Below are 13,024 nucleotides of genomic sequence, written 5' to 3' on the forward strand. Positions count from 1 at the left end.
GCACCGGGGCCGGGAAAAATCAAGCACGCCTGATTGTTTCGCCGGCGACGCTGGGGTCCCACTATTGACATCTTGCCAGTAGTGCTCGCCTGCCCTAGCTTCGACGCATGGCCGACTACGCCGAGATCACCTACGCCGTCGCGGACCGGGTTGCCACGGTGACCCTCGACCGGCCCGAGGCGCGCAACGGCTACACGATCCGGATGGCCGACGAGCTCCAGGCCGCCATGGACCGCGCCGATCGCGACGAGGACGTCCGGGTGGTCGTGCTGACCGGCGCGGGCAAGGACTTCTGCGTCGGGGCGGACCTGTCACAGGGCGGGTTCGACTTCGACCCGTCGACCGGCCCGGACGCCGCGTGGCAGGAGCCCGCCGGCCGGTGCTCGAAGCGGATCTTCACCATGAACAAGCCCGTGATCGCCGCCCTGCACGGGGCCGCTGTCGGCGGCGGGCTCACCATCACGCTCTCGTGCGACTACCGGCTCGCGTCGGAGGACTCCCGGTTCGGCTTCGTGTTCACCCGCCGCGGCATCTACCCCGAAGGCGCGTCGGCGTGGTTCCTCCCCCGGCTCGTCGGCATGGGTACCGCGCTCGACTGGATGATCAGCGGCCGCGTGTTCGACGCGGCCGAGGCCCTCGAGAAGGGCTTGGTGCACCGGGTTTTCCCCACCGGGACCGTGGTAGACGAAGCGCAGGAACTCGCGCGGGAGATCGTCGAGAAGACCGCCCCGGTGTCGGTCGCCGTCACCCGCCAGCTGCTCTACCGGATGGCGAGCGCGGACTCGCCGTTCCCGGTGCACGAACTCGATTCGAAGCTGATCGGCGGCCTCGGCGCGAACCCGGACGCCGTCGAGGGCGTCCTGTCGTTCCTGCAGAAACGGCCGCCGTCGTTCGGCATGCGCGTCGAGAAGGACCTGCCCGACTACCTGCCCTGGCTGGAGAAATGACCTCGTACCCGCCGCAGCCCTGGAACCTGGTCGCCGACGCCCACCTGTCGATCTGGCGGGTCCCCGCGCGCGACGTGCACCCGGGCGCGCTGTCCGTCGCCGGGTACACCTGCGTCTTCACCGCCTGGATCGCCTACCGCGAGCCCGGGCAGCTCAGCTACCACGAGCTGCTCGCCGCCGTCCCGGTGCGCGGGCGGCGGACCACCTGCACGATCACGCAGATCTGGGTCGACTCCGAAGTGTCGCTGAAGGGCGGCCGCGAACTCTGGGCCATCCCGAAGGACCTCGCCGCCCTCCAGTTCACCGACCGCACCTACACCGCGGCCACCGGCGACGACTGGATCGCCACCGCGGCCTTCACGCCGAGGCCGGGCTCGCCGCTCGCCCTCCCCAGCCGGTTCGACGTCCTCCAGGACCGCGACGGCACCCCCGTGCGCACCCCGGTCCGGGCGAAGATCCGGCCCGGGCTCGCGGCGGCCGACTGGACGGTCAACGCCCGCGGCCCGCTCGGCTACCTGGCCGGCCGGCGGCCGTTCCTGAGCCTCGCCCTGCCCGCAGGCGAGCTGCGGTTCGGGGCTTGAGCAGCACCTCTGGGTGATCACGTAACCCGGCAGGGTGAGCCCCCGACACGCCATCCCTTGGGTCCCGCGCGGGACCTGACCCCTACATGTAGTCTCTCAACACCGGCAGCCCCCAGCGACGGGGAGACCGCTGCGGAGGGTCGCCGGGCAGCTTTCAAGAAACCGCAGCGCACGGCCTCGTGAGGTCGTGTGGCGATCGAACGCGCCCGAAAACTTGGAGACACGCATGTCAGTCGATACCGGTCAGCGGCCCTCGGCCGCCGACACACCCACCGCGATCCGGGTCATCCGGCGGGACGGCAGCGTGTCGCCGTTCGACGCCGGCAAGATCTCGGTCGCGCTGACCAAGGCGTTCCTCGCGGTCGAGGGCGGCGACGCCGCCGCGTCCTCCCGCGTGCACCACGTCGTGGCCGAGCTGACCCAGCAGGTCGAGACCACCCTGCTGCGCCACACCGGTCCCGAGACCGCCCTGCACATCGAGCAGATCCAGGACATCGTCGAGCTCGCCCTGATGCGCGGCGAGCACCACAAGGTCGCCCGCGCCTACGTCCTCTACCGCGAGGAGCGCGCGAAGGCCCGCGAGGCCGCCAAGCCGGCCGCGACCGAGGTCGCGCTGAACGTCAAGGGCACCGACGGCGTCCTGCGCCCGCTCGACTGGGCCCGCGTTTCCCACGTCGTGGGCGAGGCCGTCAGCGGCCTGGACGACGTCACCGCCGAACCGGTGCTGGCCGAGACCAAGCGCAACCTCTACGACGGCATCAGCGCCGACGAGCTCGCCCTGGCCCAGATCATGGCCGCCCGCGTGCTGGTCGAGCAGGAGCCGAACTACTCCTACGTCTCCGCCCGGCTGCTGCTGGACAAGCTGCGCGGCGAGGCGCTGAGCTACCTCGCGCAGAAGCCGCGTCAGGCCAGCCAGGACGAGATGGCGACCGAGTACCCCGCGTACTTCCGCGCCTACCTGCGCCGCGCGATCGAGCTGGAGCTGGTCGACGGCGAGCTGCAGCGCTTCGACCTGGACAAGATCACCGCCGCGATCCGCCCCGAGCGCGACCTCGACTTCGGGTTCCTCGGCCTGCAGACGCTGTACGACCGGTACTTCCAGCACCACGACGGCACCCGCTTCGAGCTGCCGCAGGCGTTCTTCATGCGCGTCGCCATGGGTCTGGCCATCCGCGAGGACGACCGCGAAGCCCGCGCCATCGAGTTCTACGAACTGCTGTCGAGCTTCCACTTCATGGCGTCCACGCCGACGCTGTTCAACTCGGGCACCACGCGCCCGCAGCTGTCGTCCTGCTTCCTGACCACGGTGGACGACGACCTGGACTCCATCTTCCAGGCGTACAAGAACAACGCGCTGCTGGCGAAGTACTCCGGCGGCCTCGGCAACGACTGGACCCCGGTCCGCGGCCTCGGCGCGCACATCAAGGGCACCAACGGCCAGTCGCAGGGTGTCGTGCCGTTCCTCAAGATCGCCAACGACACCGCCGTCGCGGTCAACCAGGGCGGCAAGCGCAAGGGCGCGGCGTGCGCGTACCTCGAGACGTGGCACGTGGACATCGAGGAGTTCCTCGACCTGCGCAAGAACACCGGTGACGACCGCCGCCGCACCCACGACATGAACACCGCGAACTGGGTGCCGGACGAATTCCTCCGCCGGGTCGAGGCCGACGCGCAGTGGACGCTGTTCTCGCCGAACGAGACGCCGGACCTGCACGACCTCTACGGCAACGAGTTCTCGCAGCGCTACCGCGAGTACGAGGCCGCCGCCGACCGCGGCGAGATCAAGGTGTTCCGGCGCGTCCGCGCGGTCGACCTGTGGCGCCGGATGCTGACCATGCTGTTCGAGACCGGCCACCCGTGGATCACCTTCAAGGACCCGTGCAACCTGCGCTCGCCGCAGCAGCACGTCGGCGTCGTGCACTCGTCCAACCTGTGCACCGAGATCACGCTGAACACCAACAGCGAAGAGGTCGCGGTCTGCAACCTCGGCTCGGTGAACCTGCTCAAGCACGTCACGCCCGAGGGCCTGGACACGAAGCGCCTCGAGAAGACCGTGCGCACCGCCGTCCGCATGCTGGACAACGTGATCGACATCAACTTCTACACGATCCCGGAGGCGCGCCGCTCCAACCTGCGCCACCGCCCGGTCGGGCTGGGGCTGATGGGCTTCCAGGACGCGCTGTTCGAGCTGGGCCTGCCGCTGTCGTCGGAAGCCGCCGTGCAGTTCGCCGACACGAGCATGGAGCACATCTCCTACTACGCGATCTCGGCGTCGACCGACCTCGCCGAGGAGCGCGGCCAGTACCAGTCGTTCGAGGGCTCGCTGTGGAGCAAGGGCATCCTGCCGATCGACTCGATGCAGCTGCTCATCGACGCCCGCCAGGGTGACAACCTCGACGTCGACCTTTCGACCACCTTGGACTGGGCGCCGCTGCGCGAGCGCGTCAAGACCGTCGGCATGCGCAACTCCAACGTCATGGCGATCGCGCCGACCGCGACGATCTCCAACATCTGCGGCGTCGGCCAGTCGATCGAGCCGCTGTTCCAGAACCTGTACGTCAAGTCGAACATGTCCGGCGACTTCACCGTGGTGAACCCGCACCTGGTCCGCTCGCTCAAGGCGCGCGGGCTGTGGGACGAGGTCATGGTCAGCGACCTCAAGTACTTCGACGGCAGCCTCGGCCAGATCGACCGCGTGCCGGACGACCTGAAGGCGCTGTACGCGACGGCGTTCGAGATCGAGTCGAAGTGGCTGGTGGACGCGGGTTCGCGGCGCCAGAAGTGGATCGACCAGGCGCAGTCGCTGAACCTGTACATCGCGGCGCCGAGCGGCCGCAAGCTCGACCAGCTGTACCGCTACGCGTGGCACAAGGGCCTCAAGACCACGTACTACCTGCGCGCGCAGTCCGCGACGCACGTGGAGAAGAGCACCCTGCGCGGCACCGACGGCAAGCTGAACGCCGTCTCGGCCACCCCGGCCCCGGCCCCGGCCGCGGCCGCCCCGGCTCCGGCGCCCGTGCCGACGCCTGTTCCCGCGCCGTCGCCCAAGCCCGAGCCGGACGTCGACTTCGTGGCCACCGAAGGCGCCGCCTGCCGCATCGACGACCCCGACTGCGAAGCCTGCCAGTAAAGGAATCCCTGCAGAAATGACCAACGTGGAGACGACGGACGCGACCGGCCTCGGGGAGATCGAGGTCGGCGCCGCCCGGATCAACGTCGACGACAAGCGCATGATCAACGCGCGCGCCGACGTCAACCAGCTGCTGCCCATGAAGTACAAGTGGGCGTGGGAGAAGTACCTGGCCGGCTGCAACAACCACTGGATGCCGACCGAGGTCGCCATGCAGGCCGACATCGCGCTGTGGAAGTCCCCGGACGGCCTCACCGAGGACGAGCGGCAGATGCTCAAGCGCAACCTCGGCTTCTTCGCGACCGCGGAGTCGCTGGTGGCCAACAACATCGTGCTCGCGGTGTACCGGCAGATCACCAACCCCGAGTGCCGCCAGTACCTGCTGCGCCAGGCGTTCGAGGAGGCCGTGCACACGCACACCTTCCAGTACATCTGCGAAAGCCTCGGCCTGGTCGAGGGCGAGCTGTTCAACATGTACCGCGAGGTCCCGTCCATTTCGGACAAGGACGCGTGGGCGCTGAAGTACACGCAGAACCTGGAGAACCCGGACTTCGAGACCGGCACGCCGGAGGCCGACCAGGCGTTCCTGCGTGACCTCGTCGCGTTCTACGTGATCTTCGAGGGCATGTGGTTCTACACCGGCTTCGCGCAGATCCTGTCGCTGGGCCGCCGGAACAAGATGGTCGGCATCGCCGAGCAGTACCAGTACATCCTGCGCGACGAGTCGATCCACCTGAACTTCGGCATCGACTGCATCAACCAGATCAAGATCGAAAACCCGCACCTGTGGACCGAAGAGTTCCAGGCCGAGGTGCGCGGGATGCTGCAGGAGGCGTGCGAGCTCGAGGTCGCGTACGCGCGTGACACGATGCCGCGCGGCATGCTCGGGCTGTCGGCGCAGCTGTGCGAGCAGTACATGCACTTCATCACCGACCGCCGCGCGCAGCAGATCGGCCTCCAGCCGATCTTCGGCGAGACCGAGAACCCGTTCCCGTGGATGTCCGAGGCGATGGACCTGAAGAAGGAGAAGAACTTCTTCGAGACCCGCGTGATCGAGTACCAGTCGGGCGGCGCGCTCGACTGGGACTGAGTCCCGCCCACCGGTTCGGCCACGCCCTGGGTTCGCCCGGGGCGTGGCCGAACCCGTGTCGCCCCTGAGCCCGCTGCCGCCGTCCGGCGCACCGGGACGACGGCGACCCGGCGCCAGGGCCTCGCTTCCTCCGTCCGGCCCGGCACCTTTGCCCGGATGGCTGCCCGTTCGGTCCCTTCTACCCGGCCGGCGGCGGGGCACGATGGACCGGTGCGCCGGGACCAAGCCGAAGCGGAGACCGGCGAACCGGCCGGCTCCGGGCCCGCCCGGGCCCGGACCGCCGATCCGGCGGGTCCGGTGCCGGTGACCGGTCCCGACCGGTCCGGACGTCCCCGCGTGCCCAGCAGTCCTCGCGCGATCCTCGCCCTGCAGAGCGCGGCCGGCCAGAGCGCCGTGGCCAAGCTGCTCCGGCCCGTCGCGCCCGGCGGCGGGGAGCACGTCAGCGTGCAGCGGCAGGAAGAACCGGCGCCGGCACCGGCACCCGGCCAGGGCGGGGTGGCCACCGCGGCCCCGGCCGCCCCTCCGCCACCGGCCGCCCCTCCCCCGGGTCCCGCCGCGCCAACCGCCCCGCAGGCCGCCGTCACCACGACCGAGCCGCCGGGGCCGGTCCCGGCACCGGAGACGGGTGCGGCACCGCAGGCCGCCACCGGGAACGGCGAGCTCGACGGCCGGGTCGCCGCCCGGCGGATCGCCGTCGGCGACGCGGCGGCCGCCCGGCAGGCGCAGGTCCGCACGGCCGCGGCGGCGGCAGGCCAGGTGATCCGGGCCGCGGCCCGGACGGAGCAGGACTCGGTGCTGGGCACCCTGGACGCCGCGCTGGATCGCGTCCGCACCGGGTTCGCCAGTGCCCGGGACGGGATCAACGCCCAGCGCCGGACCAAGCTCGCCGAGGTGGGCGACGCCGCCCGCGAGAAGAACACCGCCCTGGACGCCGCGGTCGACCGGCACAAGGCGGCCTTGCTCAAGGCCGCGGGCACCCGCGCGCAGGCGGCCCGGAAGTTCGGCGAGGACGAGGCCGCCCGCGCGATCCGGGAATGCGGGACGCGCGCGGGCCGGGCCCGCGCCGTCGGCGAGCAGAAGGCCCAGCAGTACCAGCCGGCCGAACGGGGACCCCGGATCGCGGCCGAAGCCCGCGAGATGGCCGGGGAAACGGCCGCGAAGATCGAGGAAGCCGGGCGTGAGGTCGCCGGTGCGGTCCGCAAGGACGGCAACGACCTCGCCGAGAAGTTCCTCCGCGAGGGCCGGGACAACGCCGAGAAGTTCGAGGAGGCCCGCCGGGCCGGGCACAAGAAGATCGAGGCGGAGCGGCGCACCGCGACCGACGGGATCGGCAAGTCCGCCGACGACGCCATCGACGGCCTGCGCCGGTCGGCCGACCGGCTGACCGAGGCCCTCACCCGCCAACGCGCCGAACTCGGGCCGGCGCTGCGGCAGCTCGGCGAGGCCGGCGCGACCGGGATGCGGACGCAGGGGGAGAACGCGGCCGGCCAGATCGACGCGCAGACCGCCGAGGCGAACGCCACGATGGACACCTTCTCCACGCAGGTGGCCGGCGCGCTGCGGGGCGCACCGGCGAGCGCGGCCGCGCAGGTCGTCGCCGAGGCCGACACCCAGCTGGCGGCCGGCCTCGGCGAGTTCGACAGCGCGCAGCAGGCGCAGGTTTCCCAGGCCGGGCAGGCGTTCGGCACCGGGGCGACGGACACCGCGGGCCGGATCTCCGCCGGCACCGCCCAGGTCGCCCAGCCCGTCGAGCAGGCGGCGGCCGACTTCGAAACCCGGGCCGCGGACACCATGGGCCAGACCAACGACACCATCGGCAAGGCCGCCAAGGACGCGACGGACGGGATCGCCGCCGCGGTCGCCGACACCGACCGCGAGCTCGGCAAGGCCGTCACCGACGCCGACGCGGGCTGGGGCAGGCAGCTCGACGAAGGCCGCGCCCAGGCCGCGAAGAAGGTCGACGACACCTTGGCGGCGCAGGAAAAGGCGGTCACCGGCCTCGGGGCGCAGATCGACAAGCGGGCCCACGAGATCCAGGACGAGAGCTGGCTCAGCCGGGCGGCCCACTTCCTCGGCGGCGTCCTGGTCGGCTTCCTGCAGGAACTGGGTGACTTCGTCAAGGTCCTCGCGTGGATCGCGCTGGTCGTCGTCGCGGTGATCGTGGTGGCGGCCCTGGTCATCCTGGCGATCGGCGGGATCGCGCTGCTGCTCGAGGCGATCGCCGCGGTGGCCGCGTTCCTCGCCGCGGCGGCCGGGGTGATCAAGGTGATCCTGGTCGTGCTCGCCGTCGTCGGCGTGATCGTCCTGGTCGCCATGGCCGCCTGGCGGATCTACCAGGCGTGGGTGCGCGACGACCTGTCCGACTACGAGCGGGGGAAGCTGGTCGGCCGCTCGGTGTTCGACATCCTGTCGATCCTCATCCCCGGCCGGGTGCTGAAGTTCCTCGGCGAGGCCCGGTGGCTGCGCGCCCTGGTCGAGTCGGCGGGCGGCGGCACCCGGTTCGTGATGCTGCTGATCTGGGCGCGCGGCGACCTCGTCGCGGTGCGCGCGATCGTCGCGGAGATCGGCACGATCGAGGAGATCATGCTGATCGTCCGCCGGACGGCGAACATCACCGAATTCCTCGAGCTGCGCACGCTGGTCGGCGAGACACCGCGGCTGATCCGCCTGCTGCGGCTCGCGCCGAACGTGGCGGAGCTGCGCGCCGTGGTGATCGCGCTCGGCCGGGACGCCGCGTTGCTGGACGACCTGCTCGGCACCGCGAGCTGGGCCGAGGTCGCGCAGCTGGTCCGCGGCGTCACCGCGGCCGGTGGCGACGCCGCGCTGATCCGGGCCATGGTCGGCAAGGCGGGCTCGGTCGCCGAGGTCAACCGGCTCCTCGGCATCGTCACCGGGGCCGGCGGTGACGCGCCGATGCTCGGCAGGCTGCTGGCCGGCACCGCGAACCCGGCCGAGCTGACCGGGCTGCTCACCCGCCTGCACAACGACGCGCCGCTGCTGGACGAGCTGATCAAGGCGACCGACGACATCGCGCAGCTGGACAAGATGCTCACCGCGCTGGCCAACGACGGCGGCCTGCTCCGCACCCTGCTGGCCAACGCCGGCGGGAAGCCGAGCGCCGCGCTGCTCGCGGAGCTGATGGACCTCGCGGTCGCCCGCGGCAGGACGGCTTCGGAGGTCGCGGACCTGGTGGGCCAGGCAGCCGGCAACGCGACCGAGTTCCAGCGGCTCGGCACCCTGACCAAGCTGTTCCACGCCCGCACGCCGGCGCCCACCACGCCCGGGCCGGCGATGGGGTCCTACCCCGGCTCGAACATGGTGCACTTCCTCGACGAGCACACCATCGCGCACTACGACTTCGCCAAGACCGGCGCGGGCGGCCAGAGCTTCTGGCCCAGCGGGCACACCGCGGCGGACGTCCAGGCCGAACTGCAGAGCGCGGTCAACCTGCTCGACAACCCGGGCGGGGTGATCGACTCGATCACCCAGGGGCCGACCGGGCTCGGCCGGGCGACCCCGCTGCGGGTGCTGAACGGCGGCCAGCCGAACTCGGTGGTCACGCCCGGCACCATCAAGGGCCCGGTCCGGTTCACCCTGCCGAGCGGGATCCGGGTCCAGTTCGGCACCCAGCTGCCGAACACCAGCCCCGGCATCGGGCAGTTCTTCCCGCTGCCGGGCAGCCCCGGCGTCGAGCACCTGTCCAAGGCGCTGCTCGACGCCATCGCGAAGATCGTGGGATAGGGTTGATCATGCCAGTGACCGCGCAGTTCAGCGTCCGGACCGCGCCGGACGTCTTCGACACCGAGCCGGGGCCCGGCCCGGACCTGCCCGGCGGGCAGGACTACTGGTACGGGCGCGTCCTACTGGCGGGCACCGGCTCGCCGGGTGTCCTCGTCGAAGACGAGCTCCTCCCGCTGGTGGCGAGCCTGTGCTTCCAGGCCCCGGCGCAGCTCGCCGCGGGCGAGCCGTTCGGCGCCTACATCAACCGGTATCCCGGCGAGTACTACCTCGAACCGGCCGGTGAAGACGTCCGGCTGCACGGAAGCGCGGTGCTGAGCGCGAACGGTGCGAACGCGGCGGAATGGGTCGCCCCGGCGGCCGAGCTGCTCCCGGCGTTGCACGACTGCGGCCGCCGCGCGCTGGCGTTCTTCCGCGGCCTCACCGGCGACGACCCGGCGGGATCCGAAGCGCTGAGCGCCCTGGAAGCGCTCGAAGCCGAAACGGCGGCGGCCCTGGCCCGCTGAGCGGACGGCGGCACCTCAGAAGGCGTACCGCTGCACGGTTTCCGGGTGCAGGACGAGCCGGACCTGGTCGGTGTCCAGGATCGCCTTCGCGTCGGCCGCCCGGGCCGGGTCGCGGAGGTCCCAGTAGCGGGCCGCCAGCCGCTGCGCCAGCTCGTGCGCCCCGCCGGGTTCCACCGAAATCCGGCCCTCGACCGACACCCAGCGCTCGCGCTCCCCCACCGGGGCCGCGACCACGATCGACGCGCGCGGGTCGCGGCGGACGCGGCGCACCTTCGGCGCGTCCGGTTCCGAGAACAGCTGGATCGTGCCGTCGGCGGCCGCCTCGAACCACACGGGGCGGGGCCGGCCGCCCGCCACGGTCAGGAACCCGTGCAGGGGACGGCGGAGGAACTCGAGGTCGTCGGGAGTCAAGGTGGTCATGTCTTCGATTGAACCGGCCGAGCGCGGACGATCCCATGGGTGAAACGCCGGAATCCCTGTCCATCCGTCTAACCTCGGGACGGTGGACGACCTCTTCCGCGGCGTGCGGGCCCACGGCTCGCTGTTCGGCAGCTCGGCACTGACGCCGCCGTTTTCCCTGCACTTCGTCGACGGCGCTCCGCTGACGCTGTGCACCGTGCTCTCCGGCGGCGGCTGGATCGTCCCGGAGCGGGGCGAACCCGAGCCGCTGAAGGCCTACGACACCGTCGTCGTGCGCGGGCCCGGGACCTTCACCTTCGTCGACGAAATCGGCACCACCGCGGAGCCCGTCGCGTGCGGCGAGTACTGCGCCGCCCCCGAGCTGGGCGGGACGCGGCACCGGCGCGGCTGGCGCGACGACGGCGACGGCCCCACCACGCTGATCGTCGGGGCCTACCCGGCCGGCGGCGAGGTCAGCCGTCCGCTGCTGGACGCCCTGCCCGTCGTGCTGCGCGTCGCCGGTGGCGGCACCGGGGACGCGGTCCTGGACCACCTCGCCGCCGAGGTCGCCACCGACACGCCCGGGCAGCAGGTCGTGCTCGACCGGCTGCTCGACTGGATGCTCGTCTGCACGCTGCGCGAGTGGTTCGACCGGCCCGGCGGCGAGCCGCCGGCGTGGTGGTCCGCCCAGCGGGACCCGGTGGTCGGCCGCGCGTTACGGCTGCTGCACGACGACCCCGCGGCGCCGTGGACGGTCGGCGCACTGGCCGGCCGCGCCGGGGTTTCCCGCTCGACACTGGCCAAGCGGTTCGCCGGGCTCGTCGGCGAGCCGCCGCTGACCTACCTCACCCGCCGCCGGATGGCGCTCGCCGCCGACCTGCTGGTGGAGCGGGCCACCGCCACCGTCTCGGAGGTCGCCCGCAGCGTCGGGTACGCCGACGCGTTCGGCTTCAGCGCGGCGTTCAAGCGGATCCGGGGCGTCACGCCCAGCGAGTTCCGGCGCAGACCACCCGAAAGGACGGGCGGCGAGGTGTTGTCAGACCGTCAACAAGGGTGCATCGTGGAGGGGTAGCCGATCTCGATGGGGAGCTGGTCTCTTTGCCGGGCACCGTGAGCCGAGCCGCCGAAGCCCTGCGCGAACGCGTTCCGGCGCTGACCGCGCTCCCCCTCCCGCACAAGGTCGACGAACGCTGGCTGGCCTCGCGCTGGCCCGTCGAGGAACTCGCGGCACCGCCCGCGGGCAGCGGCCTCAAGCCGGTGCTGGGCGACGAAGGGCCACCGTTGGTCGGGCACATGCTCGAGATGATGCGGTTCGGCCCGGCCTTCGGCCTCCGCCGTCACGAGCTCTACGGCCCGGTGTCGTGGACCGGCGGGTTCGGCCGCCGGATCGTCGCGCTGTCCGGGCCGGAAGCCACGCAGATCGCACTGGTCAACAAGGACAAGGCGTTCTCGCAGGAGGGCTGGAAGTTCTTCATCGAGAAGTTCTTCGAGCGCGGCCTGATGCTGATGGACTTCGGCGAGCACCACCTGCACCGCCGGATCATGCAGGAGGCCTTCACCCGCCCGCGGCTGGCCGGCTACGTCGGCGAAATGGGGCCGGCGCTGCGCGAAGGCGTCGCGAACTGGGCCTCGGCCCCGGGCAAGCGGACGCGGTTGTACGGGGCGCTCAAACAGCTGACCCTCGACGTCGCGACCCGCGTGTTCATGGGCATGCGCAGCGGCGACGACGCCGCCCGGATCAACCGGGCGTTCGTCAGCTGCGTGCGGGCCGGCACCGCCTTCGTGCGCTTCCCGGTGCCGGGCGGGCGCTGGTCGGCCGGGCTGCACGGGCGGAAGGTCCTCGAGCGCTACTTCGGCGAAACCCTGCCCGCCAAACGGCGTTCGGGCGGCGACGACCTGTTCGCCGCGCTCTGCCAGGCCACCACCGAGGACGGCGACCGGTTCTCCGACACCGACATCGTCAACCACATGATCTTCCTGATGATGGCCGCGCACGACACGACGACCATCACCAGCAGCGCCATGGCCTACTACCTGGCCAAGTACCCGGAGTGGCAGGACCGCGCCCGCGCCGAGTCCCTGGCCCTCGGCGACGGCCTCCTCGACATCGACGCCGTCGAAAAGCTCGAAACCCTCGACCTGGTCATGAAGGAGGCGCTGCGGCTGGTCGCGCCGGTGCCGTCGCTGACCCGCCAGACCGTCAAGGACACCGAGGTGCTCGGCCACTACATCCCGGCGGGGACCCTGGTCGGCGTCTCGCCCACCGTCAACCACTTCGCGCCGGAGTGCTGGACGAACCCCTTCGCGTTCGACCCGGAGCGCTTCGCCGAGCCGCGGCGCGAGGACAAGTCGCACCGGATGGCGTGGATGCCGTTCGGCGGCGGCGCGCACAAGTGCATCGGGCTGCACTTCGGCGGGCTCGAGGTGAAGTTGCTGATGCACGAACTGCTGCGGGCGTACCGCTGGTCCGTTCCGGAGAGTTACACCGCGCGCTGGGACTACGTCTCGCTGCCGGTGCCCGCGGACGGCCTGCCGGTCCAGCTGACCCCCCGGTGACCCGGCACCTGTCCACCACCGCATACACTAGGTAACGAAAAGTTACCGTTTGTGGAGATTCGTTCACTCGTTCAGCC

General features: G+C 71.6%; 9 protein-coding genes. 8 read left to right on the forward strand and 1 reads right to left on the reverse strand.

Translation table 11 applies throughout. The features are described from left to right. The first annotated feature begins 107 nt into the window (after positions 1-107). From ACWEGE_RS40285 to ACWEGE_RS40310, 6 genes are all read left to right on the forward strand, one after another. Positions 108-947 carry an enoyl-CoA hydratase-related protein gene (locus tag ACWEGE_RS40285; RefSeq protein WP_449665751.1) on the forward strand — a complete coding sequence of 280 codons (840 nt, stop codon included), beginning with the start codon at positions 108-110 and terminating at the stop codon, positions 945-947. Next, complete coding sequence (locus ACWEGE_RS40290) at positions 944-1,528, forward strand: acetoacetate decarboxylase family protein (RefSeq protein ID WP_449665752.1); 585 nt, start codon at positions 944-946, stop codon at positions 1,526-1,528. Before ACWEGE_RS40285 ends, ACWEGE_RS40290 begins: the two co-directional genes overlap by 4 nt. A gap of 226 nt (positions 1,529-1,754) precedes the next feature. Beyond that, positions 1,755-4,658 carry a ribonucleoside-diphosphate reductase subunit alpha gene (locus ACWEGE_RS40295; protein ID WP_449665753.1) on the forward strand — a complete coding sequence of 968 codons (2,904 nt, stop codon included), beginning with the start codon at positions 1,755-1,757 and terminating at the stop codon, positions 4,656-4,658. 16 nt (positions 4,659-4,674) lie between these two features. After that, positions 4,675-5,748: a ribonucleotide-diphosphate reductase subunit beta gene (locus ACWEGE_RS40300; RefSeq protein ID WP_191316514.1), complete on the forward strand. Its 1,074-nt coding sequence runs from the start codon at positions 4,675-4,677 to the stop codon at positions 5,746-5,748. Between the two features lie 210 nt (positions 5,749-5,958). Beyond that, the gene (locus ACWEGE_RS40305) at positions 5,959-9,489 is read left to right on the forward strand and encodes a hypothetical protein (protein ID WP_449665754.1); all 3,531 of its coding nucleotides are present in this window, start codon (positions 5,959-5,961) and stop codon (positions 9,487-9,489) included. An 8-nt stretch (positions 9,490-9,497) separates the two neighbouring features. Next, positions 9,498-9,992: a hypothetical protein gene (locus tag ACWEGE_RS40310; RefSeq protein WP_449665755.1), complete on the forward strand. Its 495-nt coding sequence runs from the start codon at positions 9,498-9,500 to the stop codon at positions 9,990-9,992. Between the two features lie 15 nt (positions 9,993-10,007). On the opposite strand, the gene ACWEGE_RS40315 is transcribed toward ACWEGE_RS40310, so the two are convergent. Beyond that, the gene (locus ACWEGE_RS40315) at positions 10,008-10,412 is read right to left on the reverse strand and encodes a pyridoxamine 5'-phosphate oxidase family protein (RefSeq protein WP_449665756.1); all 405 of its coding nucleotides are present in this window, start codon (positions 10,410-10,412) and stop codon (positions 10,008-10,010) included. 82 nt (positions 10,413-10,494) lie between these two features. Here ACWEGE_RS40315 and ACWEGE_RS40320 point away from each other — a divergent pair, with 82 nt between their 5' ends. Together ACWEGE_RS40320 and ACWEGE_RS40325 are read left to right on the forward strand one after the other, a co-directional pair. Next, entirely contained in the window at positions 10,495-11,463 is a 969-nt protein-coding gene (locus ACWEGE_RS40320; protein ID WP_449665757.1) for an AraC family transcriptional regulator, read from the forward strand. 17 nt (positions 11,464-11,480) lie between these two features. After that, on the forward strand, positions 11,481-12,947 hold the full coding sequence (locus ACWEGE_RS40325) for a cytochrome P450 (RefSeq protein WP_449665781.1): 1,467 nt from the start codon (positions 11,481-11,483) through the stop codon (positions 12,945-12,947). The last annotated feature ends 77 nt before the right edge of the window (positions 12,948-13,024 follow it).

The organism is Amycolatopsis sp. NPDC004747, assembly GCF_053601335.1.